This is a genomic window from Pannonibacter sp. (genome assembly GCF_051860505.1).
Lineage (GTDB): Bacteria > Pseudomonadota > Alphaproteobacteria > Rhizobiales > Stappiaceae > Pannonibacter.
In genome coordinates, this window is record NZ_JBHYDX010000027.1 from 54,765 (window position 1) to 73,633 (window position 18,869).

Genomic DNA, 18,869 nt, shown 5'->3' on the forward strand with positions numbered 1-18,869 from the left:
GATCTTTTCCATCGCCGGGCGTATCAATTGTGAAAGAATTCTGAAAATCGATAATGACAAGCTCCACGACAGCGGTTAAAGTTCGCCACCGTGGTCGATGGGGCCATGTGCACAAAACTTTGGCCGCGCTTGCGTTTGTTCGCTGCGCGGCCTTTTTTATGAGCGTTTCTCAGGTTCCTGCCAGCCAACCAGAGTGTCGAGAAACATCCGCGCGCTTTGCCGTGTCTCCTGACGAGCGACCTCACCCATCTTCTCCCAGGTGGCGTAAACTGGCCCAAGGCGTGGATTTCGCCGCAACCTGTCTGCGTTGCGGTCCAGAAAGTCCCAATATAGAGCGTTGAATGGGCAGGCATCCCGCCCGGTCCGCTGCTTCACATCATAACGGCAACTGCCGCAATAATCGGACATCTTGTTGATGTAATTGCCGCCGCCCGCATAGGGCTTGGAGCCGAGCAGCCCGCCATCGGCGAACTGGCTCATCCCCAGGGTGTTCGGAGCTTCCACCCATTCGAATGCATCAGCGTAAACCGCCAGATACCACTCATGCACCTCGGCCGGATTGATCCCGGCGAGCATCGCAAAATTGCCGGTCACCATCAGTCGCTGGATATGGTGGGCATAGGCCTCGTCCCGGGTCTGGCCAATTGCCGCCCGGAGACACGCCATGTCCGTCTCACCGGTCCAGTAGAACGCCGGGAGCGGTCGTGCTGCGCCCAGTTCATTGACCTGCGTATACCCCGGCATCTTCAGCCAGTAGATGCCACGGACATACTCCCGCCAGCCGATGATCTGGCGGATGAATCCTTCCGCCGCATTGAGTGGCACGCGTCCTGCCCGGTACTCGTCCTCCACCGCCCTGCAAACGGTGAGCGGATCAAGCAGGCCGACATTGAGATAGGGAGAAATAACTGCGTGATAGAGCCAGGGTTCCCCTTGCAGCATCGCGTCCTGGTAATCGCCGAAACGGGGCAAGGCCACTTTCAGGAACCGGGTAAGGACTTCGGCCGCTTCCTCTGGGGTCACCGCGAAGCGAAAGGGCTCCAGGCGGCCGAAATGATTGGCAAAGCGCTCACCGACGAGTTCCAGGACATCGCGGGTCGTGTCGTCCAGGTCAGGTTGATACGGCCTGGGCATGAACAGGTCCGCCTTGGCGGGCTTGCGGTTGTCGGCATCATAGTTCCACTGCCCGCCCTCCGGTTCGTCGCCAGTCATAAGCAGCCCGGTCTTGCGCCGCATCTCCCGGTAGAAATACTCCATCCGCAGTTGCTTGCGCCCCTTGGCCCAGGCCCTGAACTCCGCCACCGAACAGATGAACCGATCATCAGTCAAAAGGTCGAGGGTGACTCCGAACGACGTCGGCCAGGCTTGCGCTGCATCCAGCACCCGCCACTCGCCAGGTTCGGTCATCACCACCTGGTCGGCTCTATGGCGGGCCACCGCGCGGCCGATCTCGCCGGTAAAACTGCCGGTGTTGAGCGGGTCGTCAAGGCGGACATAATCCACGGTCCAGCCCTCGGACTGCAGGGTCTTGGCGAAGTGGCGCATGGCTGAGAGGATAAAGGCGATTTTCTTCTTATGGTGGCGGACATAGGTTGCCTCTTCCATCACCTCGACCATCAGCACCACATCCTGCGCCCGGTCCGCCCGGCGCAGGGACGACAGCCCCAGCGACAACTGATCTCCCAGAACAAGGACAATGGCGGGTTTGCGCTTCCGGTTTGGATCCGCATCTGGCTGCGAAGTCATGATATTCGGGGCCCTGACTATCAAACTATCTGGTCACCGAACGCATACGGCCGTACCCGCTTCGCGTATCACCCGCGACTTCGATTTCAGCGCATCAGCGTTAGAGCCCCCTCCCCGTAATTGCGGACATACTCCGGCAGCATGGAATGATCCAGGATCGGTGCATGTGCCGGATCGCAGCTGTGTTCGAAGCAACAAACCGGTGTCGGTTCTGGGGATGGTGCGCAGGAGGCCTGTCAAAGCGTCAGAAAAGCCGTTGCCGATCCCGGATCATTCCTGTATCAGACCTAAGTCCGGCAGGCCTCAGCGCCACACGCCGAGTGCACCCGTAGCTCAGCTGGATAGAGCGCTGCCCTCCGAAGGCAGAGGCCAGGGGTTCGAATCCCTTCGGGTGCGCCAATCATCTCCCCATGGATTTCTGATCCTTTCAGTCTTGAAGACACGGCAATGCCGTGGGCAGTTGGCATGCGCCAATGAGCCGAGCGGTTTGGCCGGCTCCGGGTACAGACGGAGCCGGGTGGTTTCACTGCACCAGCGCCAGGTTGCGGCCACTGGCAATCTGGGTCAGTGCGGTCCGGTCCCTGAGGCTGATGTGATTTGCGCCTGCAAAATCGATGAGCCCCTCGCGCCGGAAACGGTTGAGGTAGCGGCTCACGGTTTCGAGGGTCAGACCGAGCCAGTCGGCAAGGTCTGTCCGCGTCAGATAAAGCTGAAACGCGTTGCCACCGTTTTCGGCGAACTGTCCGGCAAGATCGATCAGGGCTGAGGCAATGCGCTCGCCTGCTGTCTTGCGGCCAAGCAATGTCGCATGTGCCTGGGCCCGCCGAAGCATCTGCCTCACCGCCTGATTGATCTCGATCTCAAGCGATCGCCGCATCGCGGTGAGCAGTTCAACTTCCGTCTCGCACAGCGATTCTGCGCCGCATTGGTGCAGGTCTGAGATGCCGCGGCCGAACAGGCGCTCCGGGCCAAGAATATCAACAATCTGCCGCCGCCCGTCGGGAAGCAACTGAAACAAGGCAATGCAACCCGACTTGATGCGGAAAGTTTCACTTCGGTCGATGCCCGGCAGGAACACACGGGTGCGCGCGGGAACAATGGCAATCCGCTTTTCGGAGCGATTGCCGGGACGGATCAAACCGTCAATGGGAACGACGGCCGTACCTGCAAGAGGCTTGGAAGTGGCAAGCATAGGGGACATCCGGCAACGCCAGGCAGCGGCAAAACCCGCGCCGGCTCGCAAACACAACAACCGGCGGAGCCGGTCAGGGTTCAGGCTGGATGGGGTGCTGGTGGCGCCCGAGGCAACGCCATTGCCGCCAAAGGGCTGTCAGGCGTGCCGAGATCCCGCGGCGGCCATAGGGGCTTGAGCCGGACTGCAATGCGCTCGCCGTCCACATCGTGGCGCGAGGGAGGCACCAGCCCATTGCCGATGCGGCAGGCCACGCACTCGGATTTTTTCACCGTTGTGCCTGATCCGTCTTCCTGGATGCTCAGGCAGAAGTCGGGCAGCGTGCCGTCGGGCAGAACGTATTGCGCCAGTTCAGAGGCCGATAAACCACGCGCATCAAGGCTCGGGGCATGATGAGCGAAACCAAGGACAAGCATGGCCATGGCGCAAACAAGGCGCAAGCAGGCAGCCATGGCCGTCAGCGGTCGTATCATCCAGAAAGCCCCTTCCCGATGACATCTAGCAGACGCGAAGGTGGAACGGCCATGCGACGCATTGCCCGCAGTCGCGAACAGTGTCAGCCGGCCAAGGCCGCCAGTCCGCTGGACATGCGCGACACGCCGGGGACAAGCGGGAACAGTGCCGCCTGCACTGAGTGATAGATGTCCGGCTTGCCCTTGAACTGGGACATGGCGAGGCTGTTGTCGACCGCGAGCTCAGGGTACCAGCCGCCACGGGCACGGTCGATCAAATGCCCGTCCGCAAACCGCCAGAGCCGTGCATACCAAGCATGATCAATCGGCTGAGGATCGAGCTTCAGCAACGTGGCCACGGCACCAATTGCTTCCGTCACCGGCCACCAGTACCGGTTCGGATTGTCCACGCTGCCATCGAAGTTGACCGTATAGGCAAAGCCGCCACACTTCTCGTCCCAGGCGTCGATCAGCGCCCGGTCGATCAGCCGCCGTGCCGACTGCTGCATGTCGCAGTCCGGGCGTCCAGCGAGATCCCAATATTGCAGCAGCAAGCGGCCAAGCTCGAAGGAATGGCCGGGCGTCGTCCCGGCCGGGCGGAACATCGGATTGCCAGCATAATCCGGATCAACGGTCCAGTCCGCCGTGTAGTGTTCAGGCAACCGCCAGCCATGCGCCGGCGCCATCCTGCCGATGAAGAACGCCAGGATGCGACCTGCCCGCGTCAGGAACGGCTCGTTACCCGTGGCCTCATAAGCTGCGAGCAACGCCTCAACGCCATGCATGTTGGCATTCATGCCGCGATAGGAGGAAAATGGCGTCCAGTCGCGATTGAATTCATCACACAGGAGGCCTGCGTCCTCTTCCCAGAAATGCCGGTCGAGGATCGCCCATACGTCGTCAATCAGCCGCTGCGCATCCGGATGTCCAGCTTCCAGAGCGCTGGCACCGGCGAGCAGCACGAAGACATGGCCGTAAGCAAGCTTTCGCGCATCAACGATATCATGCTTGCCATGCAGGGCCCAGACATAGCCACCATGGGCCGTGTCCCGGTGATGCGACCAAAGATAGGCCATGCCCTGGTCAATAATCGCATCGGAGGTTACCAACCCGGCCTGCTTGCCCAAGGCATAGGAATGGACGAGGCGTGTCGTGGTGTGCAGTTCCTGCGGCTCGTCGCGCAGCGGCTGGCCTGCATAATCGAGTGTCCAGAACCCGCCGGCCGGCCGGCAACTGGCCTCAAAGAAAGAAAACTGGCGGGCCGCGTCATGGCGCAGGTACGCCCGGTGAACAGGGTCGCTCAGCCAGTCTGTCTCGCAGCCGGGACTGGCCAGAGCAAAGCGGTCTGTCATGTCATCTCCTTCGGACCACGTCGTCGGCCAAGACACCGCCAGGGGCAATCCAGCAGCAAGGGCTCCCGGTAAAAGGCCACCATCCAGGCCTCATTCGCTGACAGCGCCAACTTCCGCCGCTTCGAGGTTGAAGGCGGCCGCCATCAGCGCGCGCGTGTAGTCGGATTGTGGAGCGTCGAAGATATCCGTCGCCCGGCCCGATTCCACCACCTTGCCATGGCGCATGACGATCACGTCATTGGCCAGCGCGCGCACCACCTTCAGGTCATGCGAGATGAAGAGATAGGCAAGGCCGCGCTTCTTCTGCAGCTCCCGCAGAAGCTCCACCACCTGCGCCTGCACGCTCATGTCGAGCGCCGAGGTGGGCTCGTCCAGCATGACGAACTTCGGCTCGAGCACCAGCGCGCGGGCAATTGAGATGCGCTGGCGCTGGCCGCCGGAGAACTCATGCGGATAGCGGAAGCGGGTTGAGGGATCGAGACCGACCTCGACCAGCGCCGCCGCCACCCGCGCGTCCCGCTCGTCCGCCGACAGCCGCGGGTGATGCACGGCAAGCCCTTCGCCGACAATGTCCGAGACGGACATACGCGGGCTGAGCGCGCCGAAGGGATCCTGAAACACGATCTGCATGTCCCGCCGGAGCGGGCGCATGTCCTTCCACGAGAACTTCGAGATCTCGTTGCCGTTGAAGGCAATCTGGCCGGTGGACGAAATCATCCGCAGGATGGCGAGGCCCAGCGTCGTCTTGCCCGAGCCGCTTTCGCCGACGATGCCCAGCGTCTGTCCTTCGCGCAAGGTGAGGTCGATGCCGTCAACCGCCTTGATGTGGCTGACCGTGCGCCGCATCAGCCCGCGTTTGACCGGGAACCAGACGCGCAGGTCCTTCGTCTCCACGACAATCGGGCGCGTCAGGTCTTCGGCGGGCGGCTGGCCCTTTGGCTCGGCCGCCAGCAGATGCTGCGTGTAGGCATGCTGCGGCCGGGTGAACACCTCTTCCACCGGGCCCGCCTCGACAACCCGGCCCTTGGTCATGACGCAGACCTTGTCGGCGATCTTGCGCACGATGCCGAGGTCATGGGTGATGAACAGCATCGCCATGCCGCGCGCCTGCTGCAGATCCTTCAGAAGCTTCAGGATCTGTGCCTGCACGGTCACGTCCAGCGCCGTCGTCGGCTCGTCGGCGATCAGCAGGTCAGGCTCGTTGGCCAGCGCCATGGCGATCATCACGCGCTGGCGCTGACCGCCCGACAGCTGGTGCGGATAGGACCCGAGCCGGGTTTCCGGATCACGGATACCGACCTGGGTCAGCAGTTCGATGACCCGCGCACGCGCGGCTGTCTCGCCCATGCCACGGTGCACGCGCAGGATCTCGGCAATCTGCTTTTCCACCGTGTGCAGCGGATTGAGCGAGGTCATCGGCTCCTGGAAGATCATGGAAATGTCGTTGCCGCGCAGCTTGCGCATCGCGTCCTCGTCCGCGCCGACCAATTCCCGGTCCTTGAAGTGGATCGTGCCGCCCGGATGGGAGGCAACCGGATAGGGCAGCAGCTTCAGGATCGACAGCGCCGTCACCGACTTGCCGGACCCGCTTTCCCCCACGACCGCCAGGGTCTCGCCGGGCCGGATGTCGAAGCTCACCCGGTCAACGGCCAGGCTGGTCTGCCCATTCTGGGTGAAGGCAACGCTGAGGTCCTTGACGGACAGAAGGGGCGTCTCGGTCATTGGCGTTGTCTCGCAATCATCTGCAACAGGTCTGAGGTCGGCACAAGTATCGTCACATCCCTGAACGAGGGGATACCGGCATCGAAAGATAGAAAATGGCTGCATCCGGCATTCGCGGCGGTTGCCAGGTGAATGGCATCCGGGAGCTTCACAGTGCGCTGGTCACGCCTGATGACAGACGCCTGGATCAGGATCTCGCGCTGCACCGGCAAAACCTCCATCCAGAGACAGTCCGGATGAACCCAGCTCGCATAAAGGTCCGACAGCAGTGTGTCATGACGGCGGAAGGGGTGCACAAGCAGTTCCGCAAGCGTTAGTTCGCTGGTGACAAGAAACGACCTGTCCCGCGCATCTGCCTGGTTCTTCACCAGATCAAGCAGGAGGTCGCGCCGTTCATCCTCCTCCCCTTCTCCAAGCAGAATGAAGATGTTCGTGTCCAGATACAGCCGTTGCACCCGGTCCATCAGTCGTCCCACTCCGAACGCGAGCGACGCACCCGTTCGCTCGCCTCTTCGACTGTGACACGATCGGCCAGCAAGGCGCGGACCTGCTCCAGCTGCGTACGGAGGTCGGGGTCGATGGGCCGCGACCGGGGCTTCTCCTCAACCTCGATCACGACACGCACGAAGGTTCCCGTCTGCATGTCTCCACGCAGGTCTTCCGGGAGTTGATCGACCGGGTAGTGAGCTCTAACGATCTTCTGCATGGCAAAGCGCTCCTTCCAGCCCGCCCCACCCTATCACACAAAGCTCTTGCGCGGATCGAAGGCGTCGCGGACGGCTTCGCCGATGAAGATCAGGAGGCTCAGCATGGTCGAGACGACGATGAAGCCGGTGATTGCGATCCACGGCGCCTGGAGGTTGTTCTTGCCCTGGGCCAGCAGTTCACCCAGCGAGGCGGAGCCCGGCGGCAGGCCGAAACCGAGGAAATCCAGTGCGGTGAGCGTCGAGATCGAGCCGTTGAGGATGAAGGGCATGAAGGTCAGCGTCGCCACCATGGCGTTCGGCAGCAGGTGGCGCCACATGATGATGCCATTGGACACACCAAGCGCCCGCGCGGCGGCGATGTATTCGAAGTTCCGTCCACGCAGAAACTCCGCCCGCACCACGCCGACCAAGGCCACCCAGGAGAAGGCCAGCAGGATCCAGAACAGGGTCCAGAACCCGGGCACCAGCACCGAGGAAATGATCAAGATGAGGTAGAGCGTGGGGATCGCCGACCAGATCTCGATGAAGCGCTGGAAGCCCAGATCAATCCAGCCGCCGTAGAACCCCTGCACCGCACCGGCCGCAATTCCGATGGCGGAGGAGGCAAGCGTCAGCGCCAGACCGAACAAAACCGAAATGCGGAAGCCGTAGACCAAGCGGGCGAGAATGTCGCGGCCCTGGTCGTCGGTGCCCAGCCAGTTCCAGTTGCCAATGGTGCAGTTGGGATCGGCCGCGCCGAGCGGATAGCGTGAACAGCGCTTCTCCTTGTCCATCATCCACGACGGAGGGGCGGGAGCCGGAACCGGGATATCCTTGTTGACACTGCGATAGGAATAGCGCACCGGCGGCCACAGCATCCAGCCGTTGGCGTTGATCTCGTCCTGGATATAAGGATCGCGGTAGTCCGTGACAGCCAGGAAGCCACCGAACCGTTCTTCCGGATAGTCTACGAACACCGGGGCAAGCATTTCGCCCTTGTAGGACACCAGGATCGGCCGGTCATTGGTGAAAAACTCTGCCCCCATCGCCAGGCCGAACAGCACAAGGAAGACCCACAGCGACCAGTAGCCGCGTCGGTTCGCCGTAAAATTGGCAATCCGACGCCGGTTGAGCGGCGACAGCCCACGACGACGGGGTGGCGGCACCACCTCGGCCGGCAGCGGATTGATTGTTTCGAAGCCTGCCTTGTCGAGATCCCCGGACGTCATCGTCAAACCTCCCGACTTTCAAAGTCGATGCGCGGATCAATCCACGTGTACATCAGATCTGAAAGTAGGTTCACCAGCAGCCCCATGAGCGAGAAGATGTAGAGCGTGGCAAACACCACGGCATAATCACGGTTGATCACGGACTCAAAGCCGAGCAGGCCGAGCCCATCCAGTGAGAAGATCGTCTCGATCAGCAGCGCCCCGGCGAAGAACGCGGAGATAAAGGCGCCCGGGAAGCCCGCAACCACGATCAGCATGGCGTTGCGGAATACATGGCCATAGAGAACTTGCTTTTCGCTCAAGCCTTTGGCTCTCGCAGTCACAACATACTGCTTGCGAATTTCTTCCAGGAACGAATTCTTCGTCAGCAACGTCGTGGTGGCAAAGGCTGACAGCGCCATCGCCACCAGCGGCAGGGTCATGTGCCAGAAATAGTCGAGGATCTTTTCCGGCCAGGAGAGTTGCGCCCAGTTGTCGGAGGTGAGGCCGCGCAGCGGGAACCAGTCAAGGAACGATCCGCCCGCAAAGAACACGATCAGCATCACGGCAAAGAGAAAGCTCGGGATGGCATAGGCCACAATGATGATCCCTGAAGTCCACACGTCAAAAGGTGTCCCCTCCTTCACCGCCTTGCGGATACCGAGCGGGATCGAGATCGAGTAGGAAATCAGCGTCATCCAGAGCCCGAGCGAGATTGAGACCGGCATTTTTTCGAGGATCAGGTCGATGATGCGGATGTCGCGGAAGTAACTGTCACCGAAGTCGAAGCGGGCATAGTTCCAGAGCATCACGAGAAACCGTTCGAGTGGCGGCTTGTCAAAGCCGAATTGCGCCTCCAGTTCCTTGATGAACTCCGGATCAAGCCCCTGTGCGCCACGATACTTGGTCGAGAGGCTGTCGCCCGCCGTCGGCTGGCTTTGGGTGCCGCCACCGAAATCATTGCCGCCGCCACTGATCCGCGACGTTGCGGAGACGTCATTGCCCTGCAATTGCGCGATGACGCGCTCGACAGGGCCACCCGGCGCAAACTGGATGATGATGAAGTTGATGGCCATGATCCCGACCAGGGTCGGGATCATCAGCAGCAGGCGTCGGAGGATGTAAGCGCCCATCGTTTCGGTATTTTCCTTCTCGCGTGCGGCATCACCGGCTTCCGCTGGAAGCGATCAGCCCGCGATGCCGATCTTCGCGGCCTTGTCCTTGTCGAACCACCAAGTGGTTTCAACCGGGAAATCATAGAATGGCGGTTCATCCGGATAACCGAAGACATCCCAGATGGCCACCGAATGATAGGGCTTGTTCCACTGGGGAACCCAGTAATGGCCGGCCCGCAGCACCCGGTCGAGCGCCCGGGCCGCAATCACCATCTCCTTGCGCGTTCTGGCAGCGAGCGCTTTCTCGAGCAAGGCATCAACCACCGGGTCCTTGATCCCGGCAAGATTGTAGCTGCCGGGCGTTCCGGCAGCCTTGCTCCCCCACATGTCGCGGGTGCTGTTACTGAGGGTCGCCGAAAGGGAATAGCGCCGGCCAGTTACTTCGAAGTCGTAGTCATTCGTGCGCGCCTGGTATTGCGCCGGGTCGACAATGCGGGATGTTGCCGCAACTCCAAGCCGTTTCAAGTTTGCGATATAAGGCTGGACGACCCGGTCGAAGGCGGAGGAATCGTCGAGGAACTCAATGGTGAAGGGCTTTCCGTCCAGCCCCAGAAGAACCCCGTCCTTGCGCATCAGGCCGGCTTCTGTGAGCAGTTCGGAGGCCTCGCGCAGCAGCTTTCTGTCATTACCCGACCCGTCGGAGGCGGGTGCAAGGATTGGTTCGCCAAAGACCTCTCCTGGCAAGCGATCCCGATAGGGCTCCAGCAGGGCCAGTTCTGCAGCGTCGGGCAACCCCGTTGCCATCATGTCGGAGTTCTGGAAGAACGACTGGGTACGGCTGTACATGCCGTAGAACAGGTTCTGGTTCGACCATTCGAAGTCGAACGCCAACCCAAGCGCACGGCGCACGCGTGGATCGGCGAACTTCTGCAGGCGGGTGTTGAAGAACCAGCCCTGGGCACCACTCGGCCGGTTGTCAGGAAACTCCTTCTTCAAAACCTTGCCTTCGGTGACGGCAGGGAACGTGTACTCGGTACTCCAGGTCTTGGATGAGAACTCTTCCTGATAGGTCAGCAACCCCTTTTTGAAGGCTTCGAAGGTTACCTGCCGTTCCCGGAAAAACTCGATGCGGATGATATCGAAGTTGTTTTGACCGACGGCCACTGGCAGGTCCTTGGCCCACCAGTCGGCAACCCTGTGGAACTCGACAAACCGCCCCACCTCATGCGCTCCAACCTTGTACGGGCCGGAGGACAGCGGCGGCGTCAGCGTCGACTGGGTGAAGTCGTAGGCACTGTAGTAGCGTTTGGAAAAGATCGGCAGAGTGGCCACGATCAGCGGCAGCTGCCGGGTCTGCTTGCCCGAGAAAACAACCTCGACCCGCGCCTCATCCAGCGCCTTCGCCTCGGTAAACTCCTGGATCGCCTGGCTGATCTGAGGATGTCCGGATACCTTCAGAAGGTTGAAGGAAAACGCGACATCTTCCGCCGTCAGCTTCGAGCCATCATGGAACCTCGCTTCCGGGCGCAGATGGAAGATGTAGCTGTTGCCGTCGGCGGAGATCTCGACGCCGGAGGCGACCAGCCCGTAGATGGCATCAGGCTCGTCCAGCGCCCGCACCATCAGCGCGTCGAAGCACTGTTCCATCCGCGGCGGGGCATCGCCCTTCAGTACAAAAGTATTGAAGGTGTTGAAGGTTTGAGGATTCTGATTGAACACCCAGCTTGGCGCCGAAAAGGCGAACTTTCCGCCCTTCGGTGCGTCTTTGCGCACATAGTCGAAGGCCTCGAAACCGGGGCCGTATTTCAGCTCGCCGAACACCGACAGGCCATGTTTCAACGAAGTCTGCGCCTCGGCAAGACTGCCGAGCGGCAGCGTCATGCTGGCCGCAGCAGCGGCCGAAAGTTTCAGGACGGTGCGGCGCGAAAGGCTCGTTGCATCGGTCATTTGATCGCTCCCGTCTTGGCCGCCAGCGCTTCGTCGTACCACCAGATGGTGGGGAAAGCGAAAGTGAACTCCGGCATGGTCTTGGGGTGACCGAAGCGGTTCCAACGCACTGTGCGGTCCACGTCGGCATAGAACTGCGGCACTACGTAGTGGTTCCACAGTAGCACCCGGTCGAGCGCCTTGGTTGCCGCCAGCAGTTCCTCGCGATCCTTGGCGAATACGATCCGGTCAATCAGCTTGTCGATCGCCGGGTTCTTGATGCCGGCGTAGTTGCGCGACTGCTCCCGGTCCGCCGCTTCAGAGCCCCAGTAGTCCCGCTGTTCGTTGCCCGGAGACAGCGACTGGCCCCAGACCAGCGTTGCCATATCGAAATCACGCGCGTTGATCCGGTTGATATATTGCGGCTGGTCGACGATGCGCAGGATCGTCTTGATGCCGATGCTTTCCAGGTTCTTGGAATAGGGCAACAGGTTCCGTTCGGCGCTCTTGTCGAAATAGAGCATCTCAATGGTGAACTGCTCGCCGGTCTTCGGGTCGATCAGACGCCCTCCATCCAGCTTGTAGCCGGCGGCGGTCAGAAGCTTGACGGCTTCGCGCAGGTTCGTGCGGACGTTCTGCGGGTTGCCGCCGACAGGGTTCTTGAACTCGGTGGTGAAGACCTCTTCCGGGATTTCGCCGCGAAGACTTTCCAGGATTTCCAGTTCGAGGCCCTCAGGCAAGCCGGTTGCGCCAAGGTCTGTTCCAGCGAAATAGGAGCCGATCCGCTTCAACAGGTTGGCAGATACGATCTCGTTCGTGGTCTCGAAGTCATAGGCATAATTAAGCGCCTGTCGGACGCGCGGGTCCTGGAACTTCTCCCGGCGCAGGTTCGGTACATAGGCCTGCATGCGGCCGGAGCCCTTGTCGACGAACTCCTCCTTCACGACGCGACCATCGCGAACAGCAGGGAAGTCATAGGCCTTTGACCACTGACTGGCGCTGAGTTCCTGGCGAAAGTCATACTGATCGCCCTTGAAAGCCTCCAGCTCAACAGCCTGATCGAGAAACACCGCATAGCGGATTTCGTCAAAGTTGTTGGTGCCGACGCGGATCGGCAGATCATTGCCCCAGTAGTCCTTCACCCGCTCGTAGACAATGTCGCGATTGGCAGCAAAGGACTTGATCTTATAGGGACCAGAGCCCAGCGGCGGCTCAAGCGTGCCGCGGCCGATATCACGCTTCTCGCCCTTGTCGTTCGTTCCTTCCCACCAGTGCTGCGGCAGCACCAGCACCTGGCTGACGATATGCGGCAGCTCCCGGTTGCCCTTGGTGTCAAACTCGAAGCGGACGATCCCGCCAGGCAGTTCCTCCGCCTTGATGACGTTCTTGTAGTAGAATTTCTGCGGCGGGCTCAGTTCGGTTGCCTTCTGGAACGACCAGACCACATCGGCTGCGGTGATCTGCTGTCCGTCGTGCCAACGTGCCTTCGGATTGATCCTGTATTCAACCCAGGAGTAATCATCCGGATAACGCATCGCATCGGCGATGACGCCATAGGAGGCGCTGATATCGACCTCATCGAGCGCCGTCTCCATCAGGTTGTCATACATCAGGCCCAGGCCGGGCGCGGTGTTGCCCTTCGGCAGGATCGGGTTGAACGTATCGAAGCCGCCGGTGTCGGACAGACGCACAACACCGCCCTTGGGCGCATCCGGGTTGACATAATCGAAGTGCTTCGCATCAGGCCCGTATTTCGGCGTACCCGCGAGAGCGGTCGCGTGATGCCAGGCGGGCTCGGTCGTCTGCGCCCGAACCGGCCCTGCTGCCATCACCATGGGCAGGGCAAGAAAAAGACTAGTCGCAAGGGCAAGAAAGACGGGTCTGGGGGCCTTCGGGCCTGCGGTCATTATCTGTCTCCCGATGCAAGAGCGGAGCCGACGAACGACTCTGTTCACCTGAAACAGAGTGTAAGTGTCAGCTGGCCGCTCCGTCACCGGAGAAATGTGGAGATGACAGAAATTTAAGATCCGCTGGCTGCCCGCACCCCCGGAAACAGGGCGTTGAAGCGTTCTTTCTTCTGCGCATACATGCGGGTATCGGCGAGTTCCAACAATTCGAGGATCGTTTTGGCATCTTGCGGATAGGATGCGATCCCGACACTGGCCCGGACGGTAACCGTTATGCTGCCGAGCTGCATAGGCTCGCTGACGGTTGCGGCCAGACGCCGGCTGAAAAGGGTCACATCTGCCTGGGCCATGGTCCCCGGCGTCAGCACTACGAATTCGTCTCCGCCAATTCTGGCCACTGTATCGGCGCGCCGCGTCATCGCTCTCAATCGTTGGCCGATTTCGATCAGCATCTGGTCGCCAATAGCGTGGCCATGCTGATCATTGATCGGCTTGAACGCGTTGAGATCGACGAAGAACACCTGGAAGCCGAGGCCCGATCGGTCGCTCAGGTTCGCCAGTTGTTCCATCCGGTCTTCCAGCAGGCGGCGATTGGGCAGGCCGGTCAGCGGGTCGTGATGCGCCAGCTGGCGCGCACGTACCATTTCGGAGATGACCAGAAATCCCATGCCGGCGACAATCAAGGTCGCACCATAGCCGGCGATCAGGGCCAGCCACAGTTCCTTCGACATCTGCATCCAGCCGCCTTGCGGAAAGGCGGCGAGTTGCCATCGGGTGGCTCCGGGAAGCTCCACATCAAGCCGTGCGGCGTCGGCTTCAAACAATGCCGGATCGCCGAGGATCGCCGCGCCTTCGCGCTCACCGCTGGCAGGAACCTGGAGCGCGATTTCATAGCCCTGCATCACCGGCTTCAGGTCTGCTGCCGCCAGCATCGCCTCCTCCTCGAAGACGACGGAGCCGATGCCCCAGTAAGTTCTGGCGCTTTCCCCGGCGCCGGCAAAAGCCGGTACGAATATCGGGATCCGGGCAATGATCGCGCGTCCGCCCTGGACAAGGTTGACAGGTCCCACCAGCACGACTGAGCGAGTTTCCATGGCCTTGCGGATGCCGGGCCACTGCTCGCGATTGCTCGCATAGTTGAGGCCAATCGCTTTTTCATTGCCCTGAAGCGGATGCACGAAGCGCAGCACATTGTCCGGTGCCAGCGCGACTGAACGGATGCCCTTATCCAGCGCCATCATTTCCGCGCTGTAGCGGCGAAACTGCAAGTCACCGAGGCGCGGATTGATGACGACATAGTTCATCAAGCCCGTGCCCAGCGATACCGAACGGCCAATGGCGCCCAGCAGCCGCGCCCTTGCCTCGGACAAGACCGAGACAGCAACTGCCTTGTGCCGGTCGACATTTGCATCCCGGATGAGGCCGCCGACATAGGTCGTCATCGCCAGCCCGACACCGAGTACAACGACCGCCGTCACCAGGGCTTGCCAGAATCCATTACGCCGCTTGAGCAGGTTGAGCGTGCGAAGCACTGCGATCCCTTCCCTGTGCCAGCCTCCATTGGCCAGCACCAGAAGCTGACCATAGGACAGCTTCGTAAAAAGAGGATTGTTGTGTTCATTCAAACAACGAAAAACCGCGCCCCGAGGGGCGCGGCTTGGTGAAACCGATTTCGCCAGGTTGTGATTACTGCAGGGGAACCGGGCTGTCGGACATGCTGTTCATGTAAACAATCATGTCAGCGCGTTCTTCGCTCTTCTTGAGGCCGGCGAAACCCATCGAAGTACCAGGCACATGCGCCTTCGGGTTCTGGAGGTAGGCGTAAAGCTGTTCGAGCGTCCACTCCGGGTTGCTCTCGCCAAAGGCGACCATCGCTGCGGAGTAGGAGAACCCTTCATGCGATGCCGGCTTGCGGTCGACGATGCCCCAAAGGTTCGGACCAACCTTGTTGGCGCCGCCCTTGTCAAAGGTGTGGCAGGCCGCGCACTTCTTGGCAGCCTTCTCGCCGCCTTCAACAGTGGCCGCGACAAGACGCTCGGACAGCGGCACTGTTTCCGGCACAGCCTCGACCGTCGACGCATCGCTCTCGGCGCTTTCCACCACAATCTCATACCCCGGCTGGTTCGGGATGGTCGGCGTGAAAATGACGTCAGAGACGATCCCCACACCCATCGTCAGCAGCAGCACCATCAAAACCGCACCTGCGGCCTTGTTCAGCTCAAAGGAATCCATTCGGTAAGGCTCCAGATTAACGCGCCCATGGCCCGCACCCTCTCCGGAGCGAGCCACAATCTGCCTTCATCAAATTTGGCTGGAACCTACAAATTTTTTGACGCCGCTGTCCATAGGTATAAAAGTCGCGGCACACTGAATTCGTTATCAGGCGATGCTTTTTCGCCCTGATGCCGTCCAGAGCGCACCGGAGCCGGTCGTGACATCCGCACTTGTAGTTATTCCCTCCCGAATGGCGGCAACCCGTTTGCCCCAAAAACCACTTGCTGACATTGCCGGCAAACCGATGATTGTCCGCGTTCTGGAGCAGGCGCTGGCGGCCGACATCGGTCCGGTGGTTGTGGCCTGTGACGATACGCGCATCCTCGAGGCTGTTCGCGATCATGGTGGTCAGGCGGTCCTCACCCGGACAGACCATGAGTCCGGCTCGGACCGCATCCACGAAGCGGCTTCCTTGATGGACCCTGATCGCCGGCACGACGTGATTCTCAATCTCCAGGGTGACGTCCCTCTGATCGAGCCGGCCGCCATCCGTGCTGCCTTCGATCCCCTGGCCGACCCGCAGGTGGACATCGGCACCATCATGACCGAGATCCGGACTGAGGCGGACCGGCTGGATCCGAGTTTCGTCAAGGCGATTGCCTCGCCCATAGCCGGGCCGCGCCATCGGGCGCTGTATTTCACCCGCGCCACCGCTCCAACCGGCCCAGGTCCGCTTTACCAGCACATCGGCGTCTACGCCTATCGTCGCAGCGCGCTCGACCGCTTTGTTTCCCTGCCGCCATCTGTCCTCGAACAGCGCGAAAAGCTGGAACAGCTGCGTGCGTTGGAGGCCGGCATGCGCATTGACGTCAGCCTCGTTGACAGCGCGCCGATGGATGTCAACACGCCACAGGACCTTGAGCGCGCCCGCAAGGCGCTTTCAGGGCTTTGACAAGGCCGTAACCTTCACATGTCATCACTCCCCGACCGAGATGAAAGAAAGCCTCCACGCTGATGTCTGACCGCAAGAAGATCGTGTTCCAGGGCGAAACCGGTGCGAATTCGCACATGGCCTGCCGCAGTGTCTATCCGGATTACGTGGCCGTGCCCTGCGCGACCTTCGAGGACTGCTTTTCCACCATGGAATCGGGCGAAGCCGATTTCGGCATGATCCCGGTCGAGAACTCGATCGCCGGCCGCGTTGCCGATATCCACCACCTGTTGCCGCGCTCGAACCTGCACATCATCGGCGAGTATTTCATGCCGATCCGCTTCCAGCTTATGGCGCCGAAGGGTGCGCGGATCGAGACCCTGAAAAGCGTGCAGAGCCACGTTATGGCGCTTGGCCAGTGCCGCAACATCATCCGCGACCTCGGGCTCAAGGCCATCGTTGGCGCGGACACGGCCGGTTCTGCCCGCCAGATCGCGGAGCTGGGCGATCTCACCGCCGCCGCGCTTGCCCCTGAAATGGCCGCCGAGGTCTATGGGCTCGATATCCTGAAGCGGAACGTTGAAGACGCCGAGCACAACACAACGCGCTTCCTGATCCTGTCCCGCGAACCGGCCCGCGCCGCCAACAGTGGCCAGCCGGTGATCACCACCTTCATTTTCCGCGTCCGCAACGTGGCCGCCGCCCTTTACAAAGCCCTCGGGGGCTTTGCTACCAACGGCGTCAACATGACAAAGCTGGAATCCTATCAGCTCGAGGGCCAGTTCTTCGCCTCCATGTTTTATGCCGACATCGAAGGCCACCCGGACGACAAGCACGTTGCGCTTGCGCTCGAGGAACTTGCCTTCTTCTGCGCCGAGCTGAAGATCCTCGGCGTCTACCGGGCCAATCCGTTTCGCGAAAAGATCCGCGAGCCGGAAGCCAACCGCGCCCTGCGCCCCAATGCAGCCCAGTGACTTTTCCGCCAGACACCACAAGGCAGGCCAAATGACCAATGTGACCTACGATGCCCTGTGCATCGGCAATGCCATCTGCGATGTGTTCGCGCATGTCGAGGACGACTTCCTCGTCGCGGAGGGTCTGGTAAAGGCCTCAATGCGCCTCATCGACACCGGCGAGGCGCTGCGCCTTTACGACAAGATGGGCCAGACCGTGCGCATCTCCGGCGGCAGCGCCGGCAACACCGCCGCCGGCATCGCTTCGCTCGGCGGCAAGCCGGCCTATCTCGGCAAGGTTGCCCGTGACGAGCTGGGCGACAGCTATGCCCATGACATGAAGGGAACCGGCGTCTACTTCAACACCGATCCGCTGGTGGGCGGGGCACCGACCGCGCGCTCGATGATCCTGATCACGCCGGATGGCGAGCGGACCATGAACACCTATCTCGGCGCCTGCGTCGAGCTGAGCCCCAAGGATGTCGACCCCGCCGTCGTGGCAGCGTCGGCCGTGACTTACATGGAAGGCTACCTGTGGGATCCTCCGGCCGCCAAGCTGGCGTTCCTTGAGGCCGCCAAGGTCGCCCACGAGAACGGCCGCAAGGTCGGCCTCACCCTGTCCGACGCCTTCTGCGTCGACCGTTATCGCGACGAGTTCCAGGGCCTTCTGCGCGACGGCGTCGTCGACCTGATGTTCGCCAACGAGCACGAGTTGAAGTCGCTCTACCAGACAGCTGATCTGGACACGGCCATTGCCGCCGCCCGCGAGACCTGCAAGCTGACCGCGCTGACGCTTGGCAGCAACGGCGCCATGGCCATCACCCGCGAGGCAACCGTGCATGCCCCGGCGCTGAAGGTCTCCGAAGTGGTCGACCTCACCGGAGCCGGCGACCTGTTTGCCTCAGGCTTCCTGTTCGGCCTCGCCCGCGACTTCGACCTGAAGACCTCGACCGAACTCGGCTGTCTCTGCGCCTCCACCGTCATCACCCACGTCGGTGCCCGCCCGGAACGTCCGTTGAAGGCCGTTGCAGCGCAATCCGGTTTTCCGGTCTGAGACACACGGCCACGCAACACTGACCAGAAGGCGCCCCACAGGGCGCCTTTTGACGTGGTGCAGGTTGTTGATGTCACCCCGGGCGGAGCGTAGCGGAGACCCGACTTTCCATACACAGGGGCCTACTCATTCGCAGAGCGACCGTTTCGACGCACCCGTCGTGCCTCACACCTATTCGCTACACCGTTCCTCGCCTCAACCGGACCGCTCTGGAAGCGAGTAGGCCCCGGCTCTCGCGTTGCTCGGCCGGGGTGACAACCGAGAGTGATGTTGACGCACAGAACGGCATCGAGACGTCCGAAGCCACAAAAAAGGCGCCCCACCGGGCACCCGACTGCTGACAAACCCTCTATCGTCATCCCGGGCGCAGCGGAGCGGAGACCCGGGACCGGAGAGCCAAGGTCTCTTCTA

At 61.4% G+C, this 18,869-nt stretch carries 16 protein-coding genes and 1 tRNA gene; 4 read left to right on the forward strand and 13 right to left on the reverse strand.

Annotated elements, in window-relative coordinates:
- Positions 1 to 156: 156 nt before the first annotated feature.
- Positions 157 to 1,746 carry a cryptochrome/photolyase family protein gene (locus ACTIFE_RS17235; protein ID WP_439530393.1) on the reverse strand — a complete coding sequence of 530 codons (1,590 nt, stop codon included), beginning with the start codon at positions 1,744 to 1,746 and terminating at the stop codon, positions 157 to 159.
- A gap of 322 nt (positions 1,747 to 2,068) precedes the next feature.
- Between ACTIFE_RS17235 and ACTIFE_RS17240 the strand changes: the two genes are divergently transcribed.
- A tRNA-Arg gene (locus tag ACTIFE_RS17240) sits at positions 2,069 to 2,145 on the forward strand.
- Between the two features lie 124 nt (positions 2,146 to 2,269).
- Here the strand turns inward: ACTIFE_RS17240 and ACTIFE_RS17245 are convergent.
- The 12 genes from ACTIFE_RS17245 to ACTIFE_RS17300 all read right to left on the reverse strand — a co-directional run bounded on the left by ACTIFE_RS17245 (position 2,270) and on the right by ACTIFE_RS17300 (position 15,538).
- Positions 2,270 to 2,938, reverse strand: coding sequence for a helix-turn-helix domain-containing protein (locus ACTIFE_RS17245; protein ID WP_439530394.1), 669 nt, complete (start codon positions 2,936 to 2,938; stop codon positions 2,270 to 2,272).
- An 80-nt stretch (positions 2,939 to 3,018) separates the two neighbouring features.
- A complete protein-coding gene (locus ACTIFE_RS17250; protein ID WP_439530395.1) occupies positions 3,019 to 3,360 on the reverse strand; it encodes a hypothetical protein in 342 nt (113 codons plus the stop codon).
- 134 nt (positions 3,361 to 3,494) lie between these two features.
- The gene (locus ACTIFE_RS17255; RefSeq protein ID WP_439530396.1) at positions 3,495 to 4,742 is read right to left on the reverse strand and encodes an AGE family epimerase/isomerase; all 1,248 of its coding nucleotides are present in this window, start codon (positions 4,740 to 4,742) and stop codon (positions 3,495 to 3,497) included.
- A 90-nt stretch (positions 4,743 to 4,832) separates the two neighbouring features.
- A complete protein-coding gene (locus ACTIFE_RS17260) occupies positions 4,833 to 6,464 on the reverse strand; it encodes an ABC transporter ATP-binding protein (protein ID WP_439530397.1) in 1,632 nt (543 codons plus the stop codon).
- Positions 6,461 to 6,928, reverse strand: a complete 468-nt coding sequence (locus ACTIFE_RS17265) for a type II toxin-antitoxin system VapC family toxin (RefSeq protein ID WP_439530398.1) — start codon at positions 6,926 to 6,928, stop codon at positions 6,461 to 6,463. The genes ACTIFE_RS17260 and ACTIFE_RS17265 overlap by 4 nt, the downstream gene beginning before the upstream one ends.
- A complete protein-coding gene (locus ACTIFE_RS17270) occupies positions 6,928 to 7,170 on the reverse strand; it encodes a hypothetical protein (protein WP_439530399.1) in 243 nt (80 codons plus the stop codon). Before ACTIFE_RS17270 ends, ACTIFE_RS17265 begins: the two co-directional genes overlap by 1 nt.
- Before the next feature lie 33 nt (positions 7,171 to 7,203).
- Entirely contained in the window at positions 7,204 to 8,379 is a 1,176-nt protein-coding gene (locus ACTIFE_RS17275) for an ABC transporter permease (RefSeq protein ID WP_439530400.1), read from the reverse strand.
- Between the two features lie 2 nt (positions 8,380 to 8,381).
- Positions 8,382 to 9,491, reverse strand: coding sequence for a microcin C ABC transporter permease YejB (locus ACTIFE_RS17280; RefSeq protein WP_439530401.1), 1,110 nt, complete (start codon positions 9,489 to 9,491; stop codon positions 8,382 to 8,384).
- A 54-nt stretch (positions 9,492 to 9,545) separates the two neighbouring features.
- On the reverse strand, positions 9,546 to 11,420 hold the full coding sequence (locus ACTIFE_RS17285) for an extracellular solute-binding protein (protein WP_439530402.1): 1,875 nt from the start codon (positions 11,418 to 11,420) through the stop codon (positions 9,546 to 9,548).
- The gene (locus ACTIFE_RS17290; RefSeq protein WP_439530403.1) at positions 11,417 to 13,306 is read right to left on the reverse strand and encodes an extracellular solute-binding protein; all 1,890 of its coding nucleotides are present in this window, start codon (positions 13,304 to 13,306) and stop codon (positions 11,417 to 11,419) included. The genes ACTIFE_RS17285 and ACTIFE_RS17290 overlap by 4 nt, the downstream gene beginning before the upstream one ends.
- A 113-nt stretch (positions 13,307 to 13,419) precedes the next feature.
- Positions 13,420 to 14,784: a diguanylate cyclase domain-containing protein gene (locus tag ACTIFE_RS17295; protein WP_439530404.1), complete on the reverse strand. Its 1,365-nt coding sequence runs from the start codon at positions 14,782 to 14,784 to the stop codon at positions 13,420 to 13,422.
- Positions 14,785 to 14,992: 208 nt separating this feature from the next.
- On the reverse strand, positions 14,993 to 15,538 hold the full coding sequence (locus tag ACTIFE_RS17300; protein WP_439530405.1) for a c-type cytochrome: 546 nt from the start codon (positions 15,536 to 15,538) through the stop codon (positions 14,993 to 14,995).
- Positions 15,539 to 15,692: 154 nt separating this feature from the next.
- Here ACTIFE_RS17300 and ACTIFE_RS17305 point away from each other — a divergent pair, with 154 nt between their 5' ends.
- From ACTIFE_RS17305 to ACTIFE_RS17315, 3 genes are all read left to right on the forward strand, one after another.
- Positions 15,693 to 16,472, forward strand: coding sequence for a 3-deoxy-manno-octulosonate cytidylyltransferase (locus ACTIFE_RS17305; RefSeq protein ID WP_439530406.1), 780 nt, complete (start codon positions 15,693 to 15,695; stop codon positions 16,470 to 16,472).
- A gap of 62 nt (positions 16,473 to 16,534) precedes the next feature.
- Complete coding sequence (locus ACTIFE_RS17310; protein WP_439530407.1) at positions 16,535 to 17,425, forward strand: prephenate dehydratase; 891 nt, start codon at positions 16,535 to 16,537, stop codon at positions 17,423 to 17,425.
- Positions 17,426 to 17,456: 31 nt separating this feature from the next.
- Complete coding sequence (locus ACTIFE_RS17315) at positions 17,457 to 18,458, forward strand: adenosine kinase (RefSeq protein ID WP_439530408.1); 1,002 nt, start codon at positions 17,457 to 17,459, stop codon at positions 18,456 to 18,458.
- Positions 18,459 to 18,869: the final 411 nt, after the last annotated feature.

Excerpts from the sequence above, each read along its gene's own strand:
- ACTIFE_RS17265 (WP_439530398.1), bottom strand. The coding sequence starts at position 6,928 with ATGGACCGGGTGCAACGGCTGTATCTGGACACGAACATCTTCATTCTG.
- ACTIFE_RS17245 (WP_439530394.1), bottom strand. The coding sequence starts at position 2,938 with ATGCTTGCCACTTCCAAGCCTCTTGCAGGTACGGCCGTCGTTCCCATT.
- ACTIFE_RS17300 (WP_439530405.1), bottom strand. The coding sequence starts at position 15,538 with ATGGATTCCTTTGAGCTGAACAAGGCCGCAGGTGCGGTTTTGATGGTG.
- ACTIFE_RS17310 (WP_439530407.1), top strand. The coding sequence starts at position 16,535 with ATGTCTGACCGCAAGAAGATCGTGTTCCAGGGCGAAACCGGTGCGAAT.
- ACTIFE_RS17290 (WP_439530403.1), bottom strand. The coding sequence starts at position 13,306 with ATGACCGCAGGCCCGAAGGCCCCCAGACCCGTCTTTCTTGCCCTTGCG.
- ACTIFE_RS17275 (WP_439530400.1), bottom strand. The coding sequence starts at position 8,379 with ATGACGTCCGGGGATCTCGACAAGGCAGGCTTCGAAACAATCAATCCG.
- ACTIFE_RS17255 (WP_439530396.1), bottom strand. The coding sequence starts at position 4,742 with ATGACAGACCGCTTTGCTCTGGCCAGTCCCGGCTGCGAGACAGACTGG.
- ACTIFE_RS17280 (WP_439530401.1), bottom strand. The coding sequence starts at position 9,491 with ATGGGCGCTTACATCCTCCGACGCCTGCTGCTGATGATCCCGACCCTG.
- ACTIFE_RS17260 (WP_439530397.1), bottom strand. The coding sequence starts at position 6,464 with ATGACCGAGACGCCCCTTCTGTCCGTCAAGGACCTCAGCGTTGCCTTC.
- ACTIFE_RS17250 (WP_439530395.1), bottom strand. The coding sequence starts at position 3,360 with ATGGCCATGCTTGTCCTTGGTTTCGCTCATCATGCCCCGAGCCTTGAT.
- ACTIFE_RS17285 (WP_439530402.1), bottom strand. The coding sequence starts at position 11,420 with ATGACCGATGCAACGAGCCTTTCGCGCCGCACCGTCCTGAAACTTTCG.
- ACTIFE_RS17235 (WP_439530393.1), bottom strand. The coding sequence starts at position 1,746 with ATGACTTCGCAGCCAGATGCGGATCCAAACCGGAAGCGCAAACCCGCC.
- ACTIFE_RS17315 (WP_439530408.1), top strand. The coding sequence starts at position 17,457 with ATGACCAATGTGACCTACGATGCCCTGTGCATCGGCAATGCCATCTGC.
- ACTIFE_RS17270 (WP_439530399.1), bottom strand. The coding sequence starts at position 7,170 with ATGCAGAAGATCGTTAGAGCTCACTACCCGGTCGATCAACTCCCGGAA.
- ACTIFE_RS17305 (WP_439530406.1), top strand. The coding sequence starts at position 15,693 with ATGCTTTTTCGCCCTGATGCCGTCCAGAGCGCACCGGAGCCGGTCGTG.